Origin of the sequence: Cytobacillus sp., from assembly GCF_032154635.1 — a bacterium.
GTDB lineage: Bacteria > Bacillota > Bacilli > Bacillales > Cytobacillaceae > Cytobacillus.
Genome location: NZ_JALDXW010000001.1, coordinates 133,581 through 152,067, shown reverse-complemented (window position 1 = coordinate 152,067; position 18,487 = coordinate 133,581). Strand labels below are relative to the sequence as shown.

Sequence of the window (18,487 nt, the reverse complement as noted above, 5' to 3'; positions counted from 1 at the left end):
CTTCTCACTCCTCTATATCAGTTATTACACAATGAATGGTACCATCCGACACCTTAACTTTTATTTGCTCATTCTGCTTAATTTGGTTTACTGTTTTAATTAATTTTCCCTGATCAGAGTATACAAGGCTATATCCTCTATCCATAATTTTTAATGGGCTTAGCGCTTCCAAGGTTGTAAGCATATGGGAAAAGTCTTTTTCTTTCGCTGCAAAAATCGTTGCCATCGCCCGATTTAATATTTTTTGCCCCTTTTCCTGCTGCTGCTTAGCTTCTTCAATTCTTTCATTTGGATGGCTTCGCTTCAATCTTTTTTGCAGACTTCCCCACTCTTCAGCTTTCAAATCAAAAAGCTTTTTTGATCCTCTTTGGAGCTGCTCCGTCCATTTGTCTACCTGCTCAAGCTTTTGTTCATATAATTTATGAGGATAGCGGAATGCATAAGATTTTTGAATTCTTGCAAGCCTGTCATTTTGTATATTCAATTGCTCTTTTAAGGCTCTAATCATCCGAGACTGTCTATTAAAAATCCGCTCCGCTAATTCATCAATATGGGGCACGGCCATTTCTGCTGCTCCAGTTGGTGTAGGCGCTCTTAAATCAGCTACAAAATCTGCAATTGTAAAATCTGTTTCATGCCCAACCGCAGAGATAATAGGAATACGAGAATGAAAAATTGATTTTGCCACTGATTCTTCGTTAAATGCCCATAATTCTTCTATTGATCCGCCTCCGCGCCCAATAATCAGGACATCAGCCTCCTCTCGGCTGTTAGCCATTTGAATGGCTTTCACGATAGAAGGTGCTGCTTGTCCACCTTGAACGAGGGCGGGAAAAATAAGAATATTTGCTACGGGATAACGCCTTTTAATCGTTGTTATAATATCCCGAATAGCAGCCCCAGTTGGTGAGGTGACAACTCCGATTGTTTTCGGAAACTTGGGGATTGGTTTTTTATATTCAGCAGAAAACAAACCTTCTTTTTCCAATTTTCCTTTAAGCTGTTCAAATGCTAAATATAAATCGCCAATCCCGTCTGGCTGCATGTCTTTAATATAAATTTGATATTGACCGCTCGGTTCATAAACAGTAAGATCGCCTCTTATTAGCACCTTCATCCCGTTTTCAGGAGAAAACTTCATTATCTGGTTATATCTCGAAAACATAACAGCAAGAACCCGAGCTTTTTCATCCTTTAATGTAAAATACATATGTCCGCTCGAATGCTGTTTAAAATTTGATATTTCCCCTTTTACCATGACATCTTGTAAATGCGGGTCTGCATCAAATTTTCTTTTTATGTATTTAGTTAGAGCATTGACTGTTAAATAGCGCTTATCATTCATAAAATAGTCAGTCTCCTTAAATAAAACTGCCCTTTCATTATAGATTTGGTTCTCCCAGCCGTCACATGTAAACGGAATGGAAAGGTGTCTAATGAAAAGGCAGAATGATTATTTCTATTTAATTATTAACAGCAGCTGTTTTATTTCGAATGGCCTTCGCTGCTTTTAATGTATTGAACATAAGCATTGTAATTGTCATTGGGCCAACACCTCCAGGAACTGGAGTGATATAGCTTGCAATTTCCCTTACATTGTTAAAGTCCACATCTCCGCAGAGCTTGCCTTCACTATTTCGGTTCATACCGACATCGATGACAATTGCTCCTTCTTTCACATGGTCCTTTGTAATTAAATTCACCTTGCCAACAGCTGCAACGAGAATGTCTGCCTGCCTTGTAAAAGCTTTCAAATCAGTTGTTTTGGAGTGACAATAAGTAACGGTTGCATTCTTATTTAGAAAGAGCTGTCCAGCCGGTTTCCCGACAATATTGCTGCGTCCAACAACAACAACATGTTTTCCGGCAATATCTGCACCAATATAATCTAACATTTCCATTACACCGTATGGTGTACATGGTAAGAAGGAGTCCTGGCCTGTCATCATCCTACCAACATTTACAGGGTGAAATCCATCCACATCTTTTTCCGGTGAAATCGTTTCTATTACCTTTGTTTCATTAATATGATCTGGCAATGGCATTTGGACGAGGATGCCATGAATAGTCGAATCTTCATTTAATTCAGCTACTTGATCTAATAAGGCTTGTTCACTTACTGTTTCAGGAAGTTCAATTAACACAGAATGCATGCCAAGTTCACGACATGTTCTTTCTTTGTTGGATACATAGGTTTTAGAGGCTGGATCATTTCCTACTAATATAACAGCAAGACCAGGAACGATGCCATCCTGTTTTAGCTTATCAACCTCTTCAGAAATTAAAGCTTTCTTCTGTCTAGCAATTTCTTTCCCATCAATTAAACTTTTCTCCATTTTTAGCTTCCTCCTAATGTAAAGTGAATAAACCACTGTTTGAACTAATCATAGTTGCTGTTTAATCTTTGAAAGAACTCCGTTAATAAACTTACTTGATTGATCGTCTCCATACATTTTTGCAATTTCAACGGCTTCATCAATCGCAACATTTGGCGGAACTTCTTCACTACCGAACTGCAGCTCATAAACGGATAATCTTAATAGATTTCGATCTACGGTTGCTAATCTATCCAGTGTCCAATTTGAAAGATGCTCCTTAATTGATTCATCGATGCGGTCTTTATTTTCTAATACACCATGGACTAATTTGCTTAAATACTTATCATTTGGTGCACCTTCTAGCACATGATCAATGGCTGAACCAGGTTCTACCTGACTCATATCGATTTGAAATAATGCTTGCAATGCCTTTTCTCTGGCTGTTCTTCTTTTCATCTATTCCATAACTCCTTTTACAGGGAAAATTTCTACTAAGAATCGTTCAAAAAATACATTAGTAATCATAGCATAAGTATATCGAATACGCATCTTCTTATACCATCATATTTCCCCTTGTAAAAACGGTTATAAACCGTCATTTATAACTTTAGCAGCTAATATTTATTAATTATACGTATAAGGTCACAGTTGAAAAAGTTTTTTGTAACGTAAAAAAGCCAAAGACAACTTAACGTCTTTGACCTTATCCTTATTACATTTCCTGATCTACTTCCACTTCCTGCTTGTGATTTTCAAATGTAATACCAACTACATGAATGTTTACTTCTTGTGCTTCAAGCGCTGTCATATTTAGAAGTGCTTGGCGGATATTATCTTGAATTTTTTGGGCTACATTCGGAATAGATATACCAAATGTCATTGAGCAGTAAACATCCACTTTTATTCCTTCTTCAGATAACTCAACCTTAACGCCTTTTCCATGATTTTTCTTTCCTAAACGTTCAACAACGCCTGAAGCGAAGTTTCCGCGCATTTGGGCAACTCCTTCAACCTCTGAAGCGGCGATGCCAGCTATCACTTCTATCACTTCAGGAGCAATTTCCACTTTTCCAAGGCCTGCGTTTTCCTTATTCATCTCTAAAATATTTTCGCTCATGATTGCACCTCCAATTAATCTTATTTATCCATTACATTATATATTTCAAGAAACTTTGTATTAAATTGTCCATCGACAAATTGTTCATGGCTTAAAAGCTTTAAATGGAATGGAATTGTCGTATGAACACCCTCTACAACGAATTCGCTTAATGCTCTTTTCATCCGGGCAATAGCTTCTTCTCTCGTATGCGCATATGTGATTACTTTCGCAATCATAGAATCGTAATAAGGTGGAATCACATACCCTGGGTACGCAGCAGAGTCAACACGGACACCATACCCGCCAGGAGGAAGATACATGGTAATTTTCCCTGCAGATGGCATAAAGTTCTTTTCTGGATTTTCAGCATTGATTCGGCATTCAATCGACCAGCCGTTAAAAGTCACATCCTGCTGACTAAATGTCAGTTTCTCACCAGAAGCAACTTTAATCTGCTCTTTTATTAAATCCACACCTGTCACCATCTCTGTTACTGGGTGTTCAACCTGGATACGTGTATTCATTTCCATGAAATAAAATTTGCGTTCATGGTAGTCATAGATAAATTCAATGGTGCCTGCACCTGTGTAATCAACTGCTTTAGCTGCCTTTACAGCAGCGTTTCCCATTTTGTTTCGTGTTTCCTCATCCAGAGCAGGTGAAGGTGTTTCTTCAAGGAGTTTTTGCAGACGTCTTTGAATAGAACAGTCTCTTTCCCCTAAGTGAACAACGGTTCCAAACGAATCTGCTAGCACTTGAATTTCAACATGGCGGAAGTCTTCAATATATTTCTCAATATAAACTCCTGGGTTTCCAAAAGCGGTTAAGGCTTCCTGCTGGGTAATCGTAATCCCTTTTACAAGCTCTGCCTCATTTCGTGCGACACGAATGCCTTTGCCTCCGCCGCCTGCTGTTGCTTTGATAATAACTGGATATTCAATTTTTTTTGCCAGTTCAATCGCTTCTTCTACATCTTTAATAATTCCATTTGAACCAGGAACAATAGGAACTCCAGCTTCTTTCATTGTCTCTCTAGCAATATCCTTCGTTCCCATCTTCGTAATTGCCTCTGGAGTAGGTCCGACAAAAATAATATTGCATTCTCGGCAAAGGTCTGCAAAATCGGCATTCTCAGCTAAAAAACCATATCCTGGATGAATCGCATCACAGTCTGTTAGCTTAGCGACGCTAATAATATTCGTGAAATTTAAATAACTATCCTTTGATGCTGTTGGTCCAATACAATAGGCTTCATCTGCAAGCTGGACATGTAGCGACTCTTTGTCAGCCTCGGAATATACAGCAACAGATTCAATGCCCATTTCGCGGCAAGCGCGAATGATACGAACAGCTATTTCTCCTCTATTTGCAATTAACAGTTTTTTTATCATCCTGTTACCGCTCCTTACTTACTCAGGCTTTACTAAAAATAATGGCTGACCGTATTCAACTAATTGTCCATCACTAACTAATATTTCAACAATTTCTCCATTAATCTCAGCTTCAATTTCATTAAATAGCTTCATTGCTTCTACGATGCAAACGATTGAATCTTTAGATACTTTTGATCCTACCTTTACATAGCTTTCAGCATCTGGTGATGATGATTGATAGAACGTTCCCACCATCGGCGAAACAATTTTATGTAGATTTTCAGTTTCCTTTACTGTTTCAGTAACAACAGGTTCCACAACTGGCTCTTGTTTAACTGGAGCTTGTACAACTTCTTTAGGTGCTTGAACTTCCTCAATAGCCGGTTTAGCCGGCTGAACAACAACAGCTTCTGCTGTTTTCTTTTTCATCTTAATTTTTGATCCATCATGCTCATATACAAACTCATCAATATTCGACTGATCAACAAGTTTAATCAGTTCACGAATTTCCTGAACTTTTAACATCTTTGGCACCCCTCTTATCCATTCGTGTATTCCCTCAAAAAATCTGGAAATATCGCAATGAAAAAATTATGACTAGCTACTAATATCATACGATAAGATCTTATCAAAATTCAATATGGGATTATCAACTATGCATAATATTTTCATTTTCCTTGTTTCAACCTTATCATTTGAAACCTTCACTTTAAAGATGCATTTCATTTTTTTAAATACTTCGTGACTATATGTAGAGGAAATTCGAAGGAATTTAGCGAAAGTATCATTCAAATGGACTAGAATTAGGAGGAAGATTAGGAAATGAGAACGATTGAAGAAATTAAAAAGGAAGATTTACTAAGGAAAAACTCCCTTGTTGTAAAGGCAGCTTTTGTGTGCGTGATCCTAGCAGCCCTTGTTGATATTGTTATGAAAAAAGATATTGCCGTTGTTTTATCTATTATTATTGCAGGTGGAATAGGGGTTGGCATCGTCGCTGCCATGCACTACTTAAAGAAAGCAATGAAACTCATTCCCTATTTGTCCATTTTTCTAGTAGCAGGTGTTATGTTTATCATAATGGAAAATAGCGTCTCCCCTACAGCTTATTTTCTCATTTATTTTATTCTTGCGATAGCTGCTATTTATATGGAGCGCCATTTATTATGGCTCGGTCAGCCATCGGACTAACCGTAATAACCGTATTTACTTTTATGCACCACGATCAGCTGCCATTAGAAGGAAAAAACTATGCAACGATTTATTTGCTCTTTATGCTAATAACAGTTCTCCTCACATTTCAGCTTACACTAGCAAAAAAATTATCGGAGAATATTGTTTCAGCCCAAAACGAGACCCGGTTATTATTAGAGAATAACATTGAAATGAAGAAAACGATCGCAAGCAGCACGAATAGCATTTCTTCTCTAATTGAAGATGTTAAACAGCTTAGTAAAGAAAATTACCAATCTGCAATTGAAATTAACAACACAATTACTGAAATTTCGGCCGGTATTCAAATGCAATCAGATACGATTATCGATATTACCCACTCACTCGATGAAGCAAACCAGCTTGCCAAAAACACTGCACATCTCGTCGACAGGCTTCATAAGGATGCCATTCAAGCTGGGCAAACAACAAATGTAGGGGATTCACTAGTAACGAATCTTCGGCAAGATATTTCTTATTCCTTAGCTGAAATGAGTGTAGTAAATGCTCATATCTCATCATTAGTTAGCCTCGTGAAGGAAACATCCCATTTTGCATCTTCAATCCAGGATATAGCAGATCAAACAAACCTCCTTGCTTTAAATGCATCTATTGAGGCAGCTAGGGCGGGGGACAGCGGAAAGGGTTTTGCAGTAGTAGCAGAGGAAGTCAGAAAGCTTGCAGATATTTCAAGAAAAACCGCTGCCCTTATCACTGAAAACCTGAACAATGTTATGATGGATACAGAACGGACACAGAATAAGATTTACACTACAGGAGAGAAATTAACGAATAATCTTTCGCTTGCTAATGAAACGCAGGAAGTTTTTCAAAAAATTCAGCAAACTTTTCTCGAACTTAAAGAAGATATTACTGCATATGATGATCTTACAAAACAAATTTACGATTCATCAAACCTGATAGGTAAATCGATTAATGAATTTAGCACGGTTATTGAACAAGCAAGTGCATCCCTGCAAGAAATCACATCTACAGTTGGTCTGCAAACAAAGCATCATGAAAAGTTATTTATTTCTGTATCGAGTGCTTATGATTCAATGGAACAATTAATAGAGTTACAAAAAAAATAGCGAGGGTGCGCCCTCGCTATTTTACTACGTAAGTTTAACGTCTCTCCCCGCAGGAACAATTGGTAGTTTGATTGTTTTGAACGCGTTTTTCCCATTAGGAATTACTCAGGCTGAAATTCTACTGTTACTAATTGCAGATCACCGATTTCGCTTTTTACTTGGCGGATAATTGCATTTGCTTCTGTGCGGGAAAGCTTCTCAGCCTTTACAGTCACTTGAACGTTTTTCTCGTCTGCACGAACGAGGACGTCTTCATAATTCATTGCTTTAATCAGTGTTTCAAGAATATACTCCTTTTTTGCTAATTCATCCAGCTTATCAATTTGATCTTTCGCATCACTAATTTCTTCAGCAGGAAGATCAGTTGTTCCCACGACTTCTGTCAGTTCTTCAATCTTTCTGCTGCGTTCATCATTTAATTCTAGTCGCAATGCCTCAAACTTTTCATCACCAGCGGCATTCGTAACGATTTCGCTATCTCCATCTTTTGTCTCCGTATTTACAGCTTCTTCATTGCCCTGTTCTGCCTTTTCTTCCGTATTAGCCAAGTCATTAACTCTTTGTTCAGGTGAAGTAATATAGTAAACGGACAAGACGACAACCAAGCTTAGCATTGTTAATAACCAGACAGTTTGTTTTTTTAATAACATTTATTAATCCCCCTTAGCTTTTGTTTTTTTCGGCATAACTGAAATGCGGTGAGACGGTACATCAAGTCCTCTTGATACCGCTTCAATGATCCAGCTTTTCACTTGAATATTTTCGGCTCCTTTTGCGACGATAGCTACACCTCTAATTTTCGGCTTCTTTGTTTCTAAGACGATTGGAACCTCTTTTTCTCCCTCCCTAATAATCACCAGCTGTTCTTCCTTTGATTGATCCTCTACCTTCCTCTTTCCGCCTTCACGGTCGGTTTCATCTGTGGTCTGTGTCTTACTTGTTGTATTTTTCTCTAACACCTTTTGTTCTGTGGCATCCACATTCACAAGAACTGTAGCATCTTCTACTCCTACAATATCATCAAGGATTTCTTTAATTTGTGTTTCATAAGCCCTTTCGTAATCTGCAATGACATTATTTCCTGCTGGCTGCTCCTTGCCGAAGGCAGCAACATCTTCTTCATTCTTTTCTCCAGCCTGATTCTTAAAAACTGGCAAACTCGTATCTGCTGTTTTATCTTTAAAAAAGATATTGCTAACTAGCATGATAGCTGCTCCAAATAGTAGAACCAGCAGCAAGTATTGGTATTTCCCTGGTTTTTTATCCGACTGTTCGTCCTTTGAAAATAGCTTTTTTAAAAAGGTTAAAGGTCCTTTATCCTTATCCATTCTTATTTATCTTCCCTCCTTCTACCGATACTTCGATTATGTTTGCATCTACACCTAATTTTTGTGCGATAAGTGAAGCAACTTTTTCTGTTTCATCATTTGCCTGATTTGAAGGAAGAGTTTCTTCAGTATTAATTTCTACCTTTTTAACTACCTCAACAGCTTCAGCTACTTCATCCATGTGTCTAAGTTTGACAACTACTTTTTGCAAGTTTTCTAGTTGAAAGTTTTCTGGGAAAGCACGCTGATCGTATTCATCTGCCTGTAATTCAACATCTACAATTTCCAATCCGTACTGTTCCATCAACTCCTCTTTCATATCCTTTTCCAATTGGACACGCATTTCTTCTAAAATATATGCATGTTGGAATGCTTGTATTTCTTTTTTCTGCATTTCGATGGAATTTTCTAAGTTTTTTTCTCCAGATGCTTCAATAACAGGGATGGCCGTAAGCACTTCCTCAAAATCATTGGAGACTAACTTCAAAATTGGCGTCAAAATAATCGCAATCAAAAGTAGCCCGGTAACCATTTTGATATATTTTTGTAAATTTGAATTCGGAAGGAGCATATCAATGACAGTTGCCAAGAGCACAAATAAAATGATATTTGTTATCCATTCTTTAATAAAATCCATTTAGCCCACCTCCTACCTGACCATCATTGTCAAGTTTCCGGCTGCGATAATGACTGTAATGCTTAGGAAAAACATAAGCGAAACAATGGCGAGAGCAGCAAAAACATAAATAACACTTTTGCTGATTATGTCCAGGCAAGTTATGATCGGACCCCCGCCCAAAGGCTGCAAAATAGCAGCCGCAAATTTATATATAAAAGCAATCATCAGGATTTTGATTGCTGGAAAGGCAGCTATGATGATTAATATTGCTACGCCTGCGATCCCAACTGTGTTTTTCAATAATACCGAGGCACTGATCACAGTATCTGTGGCGTCGGTAAACATTCGGCCAATAACAGGAATGAAGTTTCCAGTGATGAATTTTGCCGTTTTTAGCGTAATTCCATCCGTTACAGCTGCAGATGCACCTTGAACTGAGATAACACCTAGAAATATAGTCAGGAATGTTCCAAGGAGACCGATGCTCCAATTCTTTAGCAAATTAGCAAGCTGTGTGACTTTGTAATTTTCAGATAATGTACTGACAATGCTAAGTAATGCAGATAGGAATAATAATGGGAGCACTACATATTGAATGAATAATCCGCTCATATTCATTAAAAAGAGAATGACCGGATGAAAGAATGCCGCTGATACGATTCCTCCAGATGAAGCAATTAGCGCAAGTAATAATGGAATAAGCGCCATAATAAAGGAAATCATCGTATCAATTGCATCCTGTGTATAGCTAATGGCCACATGAAAACTATTTAAAGCAATAATAATTAAAACCATGAAGACAATAGCGTACGCCACCTTACTGACTGTGCTTTTTTCAAAGGAGTTTTGCAGCGATTGTAGAAACATGCTGAATACAGTCAGAAGAATTAACGAACCAAGCAGCTTTCCATTCACAATAAACTCATGAAAGATGAATTTTATAAAGCCCGAAACCCATTCTTTAAAGGAAAAGCTTTTTTCTCCTTTTAAAAATTCATATAGGCTTCCTTTTTGACTTTCTGGCAAAAAACCGCCATATTCATTGCTGATTTTTTCCCAAAACCCTTTTAATTCGTCGATATTAAGCGAATCAAGCTGTGAGTCAACGATTGCTTGAGGACTAATTGCTTCTACTTGTTCATTTTCTTCATTTGTGTTTGGAGAGGCTTGTACACTTTGAATTAGTAAGAAAAACAGGAGTAAATGGAGAAAAATCACTTTCAGTATTAAATGCTTCATTGTTACACCTCATTTAAAAAGGCTGTTTTTGAGAATTCTGGATTCATTAAAAGTAGTATAATATGAGATCTATGCAGCATCGTGAGGTGGGAACTAAAGTTAGACTTGGTCTAGCTTGGAATCATTTGAATGATCGTTTCAATCATCACTGTTAGAATTGGAATGGCCATAGCAAGAATTAAGATTTTCCCTGCTAACTCAATTTTGGAGGCAATGGCACCTTGTCCAGCATCTTTAGTTATTTGGGCAGCAAATTCAGCAATATAGGCAATCCCAATTACTTTCAAAATCGTTTCAATATACATCATATTGATTTTTGCATTTGCTGCGATTTGTTCAATCATGTGGATAATCGCATATATTTGATCAACTAAAAAAAGGAAAATCGCACAGCCTACAAATACAATAAGCAAGAAGGCAAAGTTCGGCTTTTGTTCTTTTACAATCAATGCAAGAAATGTAGCAACAAGTGCCACACCAACTATTTGGAGAATTTCAATGGCGAAGCCCTCCTTTAGCCTTGAAATAGAAAGACTGACTTGATTTTTTGAAACAGGTCATCGACGATAGAAGCGACCATAAATAAGATGTAGATAAAGCCAAATAATGTTACCCACTGGGCATATTCCTTTTTCCCAACTTGGTCAAGGATTGTATGTAAAAATGCAACAACAATCCCAACTCCGGCAATTTTAAATATAATATCAACTTCTAAGCCCATTAACTCTCCTCCGCCTCGTTCTACATTAGTAAGATAATTAGTAAAAGCCCTGATAAGAAGCCTAAACTTTTAACCATTTTTTCGTATTTTGCCTGCTTATCATAAGCATCTGCTTCTTCACGCTCTAAATGGGCTAAGGTCAGAATAATTTGCTTTTGCTGTGAAGTCCGATCATGCCTGCCCAATGTTTCCCCAAATTGCTTCATAATTTCAAACTCGCCTTGCTTCAATGCAGTTATTTTCCATATTTCCTTTAGACTATGTTCCCACGCCTCTTTAACAGTTGTTTCTGAATGTGTCAGTCTCCTCGCAAAGGATTCAAAGAACATAGAAAGCGGTTTGGGTAGCTGAGCTGCAAGCCTTCTTGCTGCTTCATGCAGCGGGGTGTGGCCATACATAATTTCTGCTTCTAAAGACTGAAGGGCTGATTTCAATTGCCGAAGCTGACGAGGCCGCTCATTTAGATGTCTGGCTGCCTCGAATCCTGCCCAAGTAGTTGCAATAATGATGAAAATAGCCCCAAGGATTTTCACCATTTACATCACTCTCGCTTCAGTGAGGATTTCTCTGCCAGCCCCATCTTTCATGCTTGCTATGCCTCCAGGTCCGCTTATCCTGTTTAATTCAATGAAGCGCTGAAAAATCCCCATTTCAAGAATTGGTCTAATTGTAGGCCGTTTTCTTATCTCCTCTAATGAGGTGCCATGTGTTGTCATCATTAATTTGATTCCCGCATTTACTGCTTCCAGGATGGCATCCGCATCTTCTTTCCTGCCAATTTCATCAACAATCAGTACATCTGGACTCATTGACCGAATCATCATCATCATCCCTTCCACTTTCGGACAGGCATCAAGGACATCGATTCGAGGGCCAAATGTCATTTGCGGGATTCCATTTATACTCCCTGCAATTTCTGAACGTTCATCAACGATCCCGACCTTATATGAATGAAACTGTCCATTTTTGTCCCCGCTGGATATGATTCTCGCGATATCGCGCAAAAGCGTTGTTTTCCCTGTTTGGGGTGGACCGATAATCATCGTATGAAGCCAGCTGCCATTAAACAAATGAGGTACTAATCTGTCGGCAATTCCAATTTTTTCTCTAGCAATTCGGATATTGAAGGAAGAAATATCTCTTATGGCTTTTACATTGCCGGCTTCAAGAATAACCTTGCCTGCCAACCCAACACGATGCCCCCCCTCAATGGTGATATAGCCTCGGCGCAATTCTTCCTCAAGGGTATAAATGGAAAAACGGCTTATTTTATTAAGTAAATGAACAGCATCTTCCGGTTTTACAATATAGGGTAAAAACGTTGGAATTCCTTTCACCGTTAATTCAACGGGCCGATGAATTCGGATACGTATCTCTTCTAATTCCAGCAGTTGAGGAGGGGAAAAATGCTTCAATTGATCGGCTATTGTTTTCGGCAAAAAGGCTATAATCGCTTCCAATGCACTGATCCTCCTAATCATTGTTTGATTTCTAGCACACTTGTGCTTGTCGCCCCTAATCAAGGCGCTTTCGCTTTTCTTTGTCTAGCTGCTGCGCCTACCCCCTCGAGGTCATAAGCCAATCCATCAAGAAGATTAAAGAACAACCTTCTCGCTGGCTTGTCTTATGCTTGTCGGGGTAATCAAGGCGCTTTCGCTTTTCTATTTGGACTAGCACTACTTAAAATGTATGCCCGCTTTGAAACAATATGACTTGATTTCTTCTATTACGCTAAATTCTATATCTATTCGAATGTTGTATTTCTTTTTATCGTACATATAAATTAAGTCTATTTATTGAAAGGAAGTGGAGGAGAGCATGTACTACTATCCGACATATAGAAATAATTACGTGTCAAATAAGAGAATGAATGTGATACGCGTTTTTGGGGAAGGTAGTGTTTCAGTGCAGCCTAACACGGCAAAGGTAACATTAGGGGCATCTACTGAGGCAATGGATGTAACACAGGCTCAGAATAATAATTCAATAATCATAGCGAGGATTAAGGAGGCACTGAAGAAACTCGGAGTACCTGAGCAACAAATTCAAACTGCCGACTATTCTATCTTTCCGCAATATGATTATAAGGATGGGGAACAAATTTTTAGAGGGTATAAAGTTCAACATCTTCTTCTTGTTACCATTGAACAAATAGAAAATACCGGTATAGTCATTGATACAGCTGTTAACAATGGTGCAAACATCGTTTCTGGAATACAATTTACTACAAAGGATGCTGACCCGTTCGTCCAACAGGCACTTTCATTAGCGGTTGTAAATTCGTTCCAGAAAGCTGAAGCGATTGCGGGGACTTTAGGTGTCAAATTAATAAAAACACCAATACAAATTATCGAAAATACACACCAGCAAGGTACTCCTATTCCCTTCCAGGCAACCGCCTTTGCAAAAAATGAGGCTGCAACTCCAATTCAGCCAGGGACAATCGAATTTAAAAGTTATATTACTGCTGAATATATATATTCTTGAAAATAAAAAAAGCAATAACCTATATGGTCATTGCTTTTCTCATTTGTTATGTACAGCCGCCTTTGCCGCCGATTTATATGGAGTTTCATACCTGCTCCAACAGGTGGGTGTCCGCAATTGCTTTCTCATTCGTCCTCAGCTATGGAGGCATGATGTTCCGGCAACGATATTGAACTCCCTAATTCTAAATAAAGGTTGAAACTTCATATACAAGCGAACAACGCAGCATCTGTATATCTATATTAGCTTAAATTAGCCAACTGTACAAGTGGAAATAAACGGAAGGAGAAATCTCATATTTTTTTCATAATCCCTTAGAAGTAGAAAACAATACTATATATAGCTTAAATTAAGAAATGAAGGGAACGTTTTTATGACGAACGAAAACCGAAAAGAGTTTTTAAAAAATCAAAGAGACCTAAAGTACAGATATCTTGGAGGAACACGTGATAATAGTGCCGAACCGACATCTGATCCTGCCTATAATAATCGTAGTGATACAGATCTTTCCCCTGGTGCAGAAGGTCTGTCTGTCATGAAAAAAGACGAATAAAAACCCCGAAAGGTGTTTCCTTTCGGGATTTTCTTTTTTCATATTATGATTAAGCACGTGAAACGTATGAAGCTTCTGTAGTATTAATAATTAATTTATCGCCTTGGTTGATAAAGAAAGGTACTTGAACGATTAAACCTGTTTCAAGTGTAGCTGGCTTTGTTCCGCCTGAAGCAGTATCTCCTTTAATTCCAGGTTCAGTGTCTGTTACTTCTAGTTCAACTGTATTTGGCAGCTCAACCCCAAGCGTTTCACCTTGGTACATCATGATTTGAACTTCCATATTTTCTTTTAGAAACTTTAGTTCATATTCGATAGATGCTGCCGGGAGCTCAATTTGCTCATAAGATTCGTTATCCATAAAAACATGCTGGTCTCCATTTGCGTATAAATATTGCATTCTGCGGTTGTCAATTTGTGCTTTAGCAACTTTTTCTCCCGCACGGAATGTCTTTTCCTGAATGGCACCATTTCGCAAATTACGTAATTTTGAACGAACAAACGCTGCGCCTTTTCCCGGCTTAACATGTTGGAAATCCATTACACGCCAAATTCCGTTATCTACTTCAATTGTTAAACCTGTGCGAAAATCATTTACTGAAATCATGTGAATCCTCCTAATTGTCTAGCATCAGTGCTTCAGCTAATAAAATTTACTAGCTTTCAGACGACTGTTATTAAAGAATAATTAAATCTTTTGTTGAATGTGTCAGCGTTTCATTATGGTCATTCGTAATTAAAGTATCATCTTCAATACGGACACCGCCAAGTCCTGGTATGTAAATGCCAGGCTCTACCGTTACGACCATGCCAGGTTTAAGAATAATTTCTGATTTAGAAGCAAGAGATGGTCCTTCATGAACTTCCAAGCCTATCCCATGGCCAGTGGAATGTCCGAAATATTCACCGTAACCCTTTTCGGTAATATAATCACGTGTTAAAGCATCTGCCTCTTTTCCGCTCATTCCTGGTTTTATGCCATCCATTCCGCGCATTTGTGCTTGTAATACAATATCATATATTTCCTTTAACTTTATATCAGGTTCACCGACTGCTAGTGTTCGTGTTATATCTGAGACATATCCATTATAATAAGCACCATAGTCGAGAGTTACCATATCTCCTTTTTCAATTACTTTATCACTAGCCACACCGTGTGGAAGGGCACCACGATAGCCTGAAGCAACAATTGTGTCAAAGGATGATGAGGTAGCACCCGCTTTTCTCATAAAGAACTCTAATTCATTGGAAACTTCCATCTCAGTTAATCCTGGGCGGATGTATTCAACCATATGTTTAAAGGCAGCATCCGCAATGTCCGCCGCTACCTTTAATATCTTAATCTCTGCATCGGTCTTAATCAAGCGTAATTTTTCAATTTCGCCAGAAACAGGGACTAATTCCGACTGAACAGCCTTTTCATATGTTTTAAAAGCAGAGAAAGTTAAATAATCCTGCTCAAAGCCTAGCTTTTTTATTCCTAATTTCTTCACTTGTTCCGCTACTTCATCTGGAATAGAACCTGCATGTTTAACAATCTGATAACCTGCACATTGAGCAGTAGCTTGTTCGATATATCGAAAATCTGTTATAAACTGAGCCTGATCCCCGCTTATAAGCACTACCCCTGCAGAACCAGTAAAGTTTGTCATATAACGGCGATTATATGTACTTGTAATAAGCATGCCGTCAATTCCTAGTTTATCAAAGCTTGAGCGTAATCTTTGTAATTTTTCCATTTTTATTCTCTCCCCTTTACTCTTTCCATTAAAGCTTGGAAGGCTAATTCATATCCAATCATGCCTAGGCCAACAATTTGTCCCGCTGCTACTGGGGCAATGACCGATGTATGTCGGAAGGTTTCACGGGTATGGACGTTTGAGATATGTACCTCAATAACAGGTACCTGTATCCCGGCTATTGCATCTCTTATCGCATAGCTATAATGGGTAAATGCACCTGGGTTAAAAATAATTCCATTCACACCGATCTCAGATGCTTCATGAAGCTTATCAATAATCTCTCCTTCATGATTGGATTGAAAACAGACGACTTCCGTGTCATTAGATTTCCCTAAAGCCGCAATTTTCTCTTCCAGCTGAATTAATGTTGTAGATCCATAAATATCTGGCTCACGTTTCCCCAATAAATTAAGATTGGGACCATTCAATAATAATATTTTATTCATTTACGCACTCCCGTGAAAAAGATTGATTTACAAGAATATTTTATCATAAATGATTTCTTTTCCACTACTTTAAGAATGCACCCCTGATAGGAATAGGATCATGATGAAGAATATAACTAATCTTCAGGTAACTTATTTAGAATCTTGCTGCGCCTTATTTTCCATTCTTTCGTTATATTTGATCTCGCTCTCTTCATATGAAATGGAATAACCTACAAATACACCATATAAAATATAAAAACATACTGACGTAATAATGGTATTTCTCCCTAGTTCATAAAAAGGATTAATTCCTGGGAAAATTGGATTTAGAACATAAAAAACAACGAAAAATAAAACAATGCCGTACCCTGCTCCTACCCAGATACTTGGAAACCTGCGTAAGAAGACATAATAGATAAAAGCTGAGATAATAGAAATTCCACCAATCATGACAATACTAATGACTGTTCCAAGCCACCCCTCTTTCCATTCCCCAATTGTCCATGGCTCCAAAATGACATTTGGCCTTATATCAGTTAAATTAAATACATAGGCAAAATAGCCAAGACCGCTCCACAATATTCCGCCAATTAATCCAGTTGCTATTACCATGGTAATAAAGGACATCGGTTTTTCTCGTTGATTTTGTTCCAGTTGCTTTTCTTCTGCCATTTTTACCACCTCCATTTTTTTATTATGTCCTCTTTGATTATTCCCTTGCATAAAAGAAATAAGTAAATCAGTCTAAAAGGAATTTAAGCATCCCTCCTAGAGGTTTTTTCATATATTTTGTAGAATAGAGATAGGTACAGACAGCTTAAATTAATTAAAAACTAAAAATATCGATTAATTTCTTGTTAGATCGAGTTTAAAAGATAGAAAATATGCTCATCATGCTCATAGGGAGGTGGCTTTCTTGAAAAATCGGATTTCAGTATTCATAATCCTCGGCCTTATCTTACTTGCTGTCGTAGGAATGACTGCTAATTTGTTCTCAAATCCTACCGGTTTTTTGCTCAGGATTGCTGTCATTTTATTAGTAGGTGCTGTTATTTACTATATTTTTCAGCGTTTTTATAAAGCTAGCCCTAGAAAACGTGAACAGCAGGCCTTTATTCGCGCAGCCAAAAAATCAAAGAAGCGTTTTCAAACGAATCACTCAGGGAAAGGACATCCCCGTAAGGTCAGCTCTGGGAATTCATTATCATCTCTAAAAAAAACGAAAAAAAAATCTTCCACCCATTTAACCGTAATTCAAGGAAAAAAGGGCAAAAAGAAAGATCGGGCTTCCCTATAATAAGCTCGACCTTTTTGTTTTATAAACTAATAAGTCCATTGTGAAAAGAACTGGTTTGCATATTTCTCTCCTAAATCGACAAGTGCGAGTTTCTTCTCTTGTGTTAATTGAAATTCTGTCGTTAATGCTCCTTCGGTTGGAATAAAGATAATATTTTTCGCATGCTTTCTAGAAATATATCTTGCATCATGTGCATCCTTCATCGTTTCAAATAATGCTTCATACATTTGGATGGCATTTTTAATCTTATTTTTCGGGCGATCGATAATATTATGACTTAATTGTACGCCTAATACAGGACGTGCCTTTTTTACATTATCCTTATCAAATAGCCACATCGGAAAATTGCTCAGTACTCCTCCATCAACGATAATACTTATCTCGCCTCTTGTATGAAGCTTTACGGGTTCAAAAAAGTACGGAAGACTGCAGCTCATCCGAATCGCTTTTGCAATCGAAAATGATCCCGGATCGATGCCGTAATGAATTAAATCATCTGGCAGTACAACGAGACGGCCATTTGTTAAATCTGAGGCAATAACTCTTAAGGACTGCTGAGGAAGATCAGAAAACTTCCTAATTCCTCTTGCAGCAAGTTTCTCTCCCACCCACTTCTCGAGCTCATCACCCTTATACAATCCCAATCTCCAATAAAGAAAAATCCACTTTGTTACCGCAAACGGGATAAATGTTTTTCTCGAGTCAAGAAATTTTTGCAAATCAAGTTCATCGAGTAATTGAAAAATTTCTTCACTTGTATATTTTGCAGCTATTAATGCTGCGACAATCGACCCTGCACTTGTCCCTGCCACTCTTTTGAAGCGAAAACCTCTTTTCTCAATCTCAGCATAAGCACCAATTAGTGCAAACCCTTTAATTCCCCCTCCGGAAAAAACTCCGTCAATATACATGTAAGCCACTCCCGTCGATGTACTCACTTGTTACATTTTTAATCGGCAACATTCAAAAATAGTACGGTG

24 protein-coding genes and 1 other RNA gene are annotated in these 18,487 nt (G+C 38.0%); 5 read left to right on the top strand and 20 right to left on the bottom strand.

Features of this window, described 5'->3' with window-relative positions; all coding sequences use genetic code 11:
• Positions 1-4 precede the first annotated feature (4 nt).
• The 6 genes from xseA to accB form a co-directional block, all read right to left on the bottom strand.
• A complete protein-coding gene (gene xseA, locus RUH74_RS00830) occupies positions 5-1,345 on the bottom strand; it encodes an exodeoxyribonuclease VII large subunit (RefSeq protein WP_313798341.1) in 1,341 nt (446 codons plus the stop codon).
• A gap of 118 nt (positions 1,346-1,463) precedes the next feature.
• Positions 1,464-2,336 carry a bifunctional methylenetetrahydrofolate dehydrogenase/methenyltetrahydrofolate cyclohydrolase FolD gene (gene folD / locus RUH74_RS00825; protein WP_313798340.1) on the bottom strand — a complete coding sequence of 291 codons (873 nt, stop codon included), beginning with the start codon at positions 2,334-2,336 and terminating at the stop codon, positions 1,464-1,466.
• 48 nt (positions 2,337-2,384) lie between these two features.
• Positions 2,385-2,774 (bottom strand): transcription antitermination factor NusB, encoded by a 390-nt coding sequence (gene nusB, locus RUH74_RS00820; protein WP_313798339.1) that lies wholly within the window; start codon positions 2,772-2,774, stop codon positions 2,385-2,387.
• A 256-nt stretch (positions 2,775-3,030) separates the two neighbouring features.
• A complete protein-coding gene (locus RUH74_RS00815; RefSeq protein WP_313798338.1) occupies positions 3,031-3,435 on the bottom strand; it encodes an Asp23/Gls24 family envelope stress response protein in 405 nt (134 codons plus the stop codon).
• Between the two features lie 20 nt (positions 3,436-3,455).
• Complete coding sequence (gene accC, locus RUH74_RS00810; protein WP_313798336.1) at positions 3,456-4,808, bottom strand: acetyl-CoA carboxylase biotin carboxylase subunit; 1,353 nt, start codon at positions 4,806-4,808, stop codon at positions 3,456-3,458.
• A gap of 18 nt (positions 4,809-4,826) precedes the next feature.
• The gene (gene accB, locus RUH74_RS00805) at positions 4,827-5,315 is read right to left on the bottom strand and encodes an acetyl-CoA carboxylase biotin carboxyl carrier protein (protein ID WP_313798335.1); all 489 of its coding nucleotides are present in this window, start codon (positions 5,313-5,315) and stop codon (positions 4,827-4,829) included.
• Between the two features lie 297 nt (positions 5,316-5,612).
• On the opposite strand from accB, the gene RUH74_RS00800 reads away from it, so the two are divergent.
• Positions 5,613-5,981, top strand: coding sequence for a hypothetical protein (locus tag RUH74_RS00800; RefSeq protein ID WP_313798334.1), 369 nt, complete (start codon positions 5,613-5,615; stop codon positions 5,979-5,981).
• A complete protein-coding gene (locus RUH74_RS00795) occupies positions 5,957-7,093 on the top strand; it encodes a methyl-accepting chemotaxis protein (RefSeq protein WP_313798333.1) in 1,137 nt (378 codons plus the stop codon). The genes RUH74_RS00800 and RUH74_RS00795 overlap by 25 nt, the downstream gene beginning before the upstream one ends.
• Before the next feature lie 101 nt (positions 7,094-7,194).
• Here RUH74_RS00795 and RUH74_RS00790 read toward each other — a convergent pair whose 3' ends face one another.
• The 8 genes from RUH74_RS00790 to spoIIIAA form a co-directional block, all read right to left on the bottom strand.
• Positions 7,195-7,743: a SpoIIIAH-like family protein gene (locus RUH74_RS00790; protein ID WP_313798332.1), complete on the bottom strand. Its 549-nt coding sequence runs from the start codon at positions 7,741-7,743 to the stop codon at positions 7,195-7,197.
• A gap of 3 nt (positions 7,744-7,746) precedes the next feature.
• A complete protein-coding gene (spoIIIAG, locus tag RUH74_RS00785) occupies positions 7,747-8,421 on the bottom strand; it encodes a stage III sporulation protein AG (RefSeq protein WP_313798331.1) in 675 nt (224 codons plus the stop codon).
• On the bottom strand, positions 8,414-9,058 hold the full coding sequence (gene spoIIIAF / locus RUH74_RS00780; protein ID WP_313798330.1) for a stage III sporulation protein AF: 645 nt from the start codon (positions 9,056-9,058) through the stop codon (positions 8,414-8,416). The genes spoIIIAG and spoIIIAF overlap by 8 nt, the downstream gene beginning before the upstream one ends.
• Positions 9,059-9,070: 12 nt before the next feature.
• Positions 9,071-10,279 (bottom strand): stage III sporulation protein AE, encoded by a 1,209-nt coding sequence (gene spoIIIAE, locus RUH74_RS00775; protein WP_313798329.1) that lies wholly within the window; start codon positions 10,277-10,279, stop codon positions 9,071-9,073.
• Positions 10,280-10,389: 110 nt separating this feature from the next.
• Positions 10,390-10,779, bottom strand: coding sequence for a stage III sporulation protein AD (spoIIIAD, locus tag RUH74_RS00770; protein ID WP_313798555.1), 390 nt, complete (start codon positions 10,777-10,779; stop codon positions 10,390-10,392).
• 14 nt (positions 10,780-10,793) lie between these two features.
• On the bottom strand, positions 10,794-11,000 hold the full coding sequence (gene spoIIIAC, locus RUH74_RS00765; RefSeq protein WP_009794945.1) for a stage III sporulation protein AC: 207 nt from the start codon (positions 10,998-11,000) through the stop codon (positions 10,794-10,796).
• 20 nt (positions 11,001-11,020) lie between these two features.
• Positions 11,021-11,536, bottom strand: coding sequence for a stage III sporulation protein SpoIIIAB (spoIIIAB, locus tag RUH74_RS00760; RefSeq protein WP_313798328.1), 516 nt, complete (start codon positions 11,534-11,536; stop codon positions 11,021-11,023).
• Positions 11,537-12,460, bottom strand: coding sequence for a stage III sporulation protein AA (gene spoIIIAA, locus RUH74_RS00755; RefSeq protein WP_313798327.1), 924 nt, complete (start codon positions 12,458-12,460; stop codon positions 11,537-11,539).
• 358 nt (positions 12,461-12,818) lie between these two features.
• Here spoIIIAA and RUH74_RS00750 point away from each other — a divergent pair, with 358 nt between their 5' ends.
• Positions 12,819-13,487, top strand: coding sequence for an SIMPL domain-containing protein (locus tag RUH74_RS00750; RefSeq protein WP_313798326.1), 669 nt, complete (start codon positions 12,819-12,821; stop codon positions 13,485-13,487).
• Positions 13,488-13,536: 49 nt separating this feature from the next.
• On the opposite strand, the gene ssrS is transcribed toward RUH74_RS00750, so the two are convergent.
• A non-coding RNA gene (gene ssrS, locus RUH74_RS00745) (6S RNA) lies at positions 13,537-13,719 on the bottom strand.
• 141 nt (positions 13,720-13,860) lie between these two features.
• On the opposite strand from ssrS, the gene RUH74_RS00740 reads away from it, so the two are divergent.
• Entirely contained in the window at positions 13,861-14,040 is a 180-nt protein-coding gene (locus RUH74_RS00740; RefSeq protein WP_313798325.1) for a hypothetical protein, read from the top strand.
• 49 nt (positions 14,041-14,089) lie between these two features.
• Here RUH74_RS00740 and efp read toward each other — a convergent pair whose 3' ends face one another.
• The 4 genes from efp to RUH74_RS00720 form a co-directional block, all read right to left on the bottom strand.
• Positions 14,090-14,647: an elongation factor P gene (gene efp, locus RUH74_RS00735; protein ID WP_313798324.1), complete on the bottom strand. Its 558-nt coding sequence runs from the start codon at positions 14,645-14,647 to the stop codon at positions 14,090-14,092.
• Positions 14,648-14,717: 70 nt separating this feature from the next.
• Positions 14,718-15,779 (bottom strand): M24 family metallopeptidase, encoded by a 1,062-nt coding sequence (locus RUH74_RS00730; protein ID WP_313798323.1) that lies wholly within the window; start codon positions 15,777-15,779, stop codon positions 14,718-14,720.
• A 2-nt stretch (positions 15,780-15,781) separates the two neighbouring features.
• The gene (gene aroQ, locus RUH74_RS00725; RefSeq protein ID WP_313798321.1) at positions 15,782-16,228 is read right to left on the bottom strand and encodes a type II 3-dehydroquinate dehydratase; all 447 of its coding nucleotides are present in this window, start codon (positions 16,226-16,228) and stop codon (positions 15,782-15,784) included.
• 132 nt (positions 16,229-16,360) lie between these two features.
• The gene (locus RUH74_RS00720) at positions 16,361-16,882 is read right to left on the bottom strand and encodes a YqhR family membrane protein (protein WP_313798320.1); all 522 of its coding nucleotides are present in this window, start codon (positions 16,880-16,882) and stop codon (positions 16,361-16,363) included.
• A 235-nt stretch (positions 16,883-17,117) separates the two neighbouring features.
• On the opposite strand from RUH74_RS00720, the gene RUH74_RS00715 reads away from it, so the two are divergent.
• Complete coding sequence (locus RUH74_RS00715) at positions 17,118-17,507, top strand: SA1362 family protein (protein ID WP_313798319.1); 390 nt, start codon at positions 17,118-17,120, stop codon at positions 17,505-17,507.
• 26 nt (positions 17,508-17,533) lie between these two features.
• Here the strand turns inward: RUH74_RS00715 and RUH74_RS00710 are convergent, their stop codons facing one another.
• A complete protein-coding gene (locus tag RUH74_RS00710; RefSeq protein ID WP_313798318.1) occupies positions 17,534-18,418 on the bottom strand; it encodes a patatin-like phospholipase family protein in 885 nt (294 codons plus the stop codon).
• Positions 18,419-18,487: the final 69 nt, after the last annotated feature.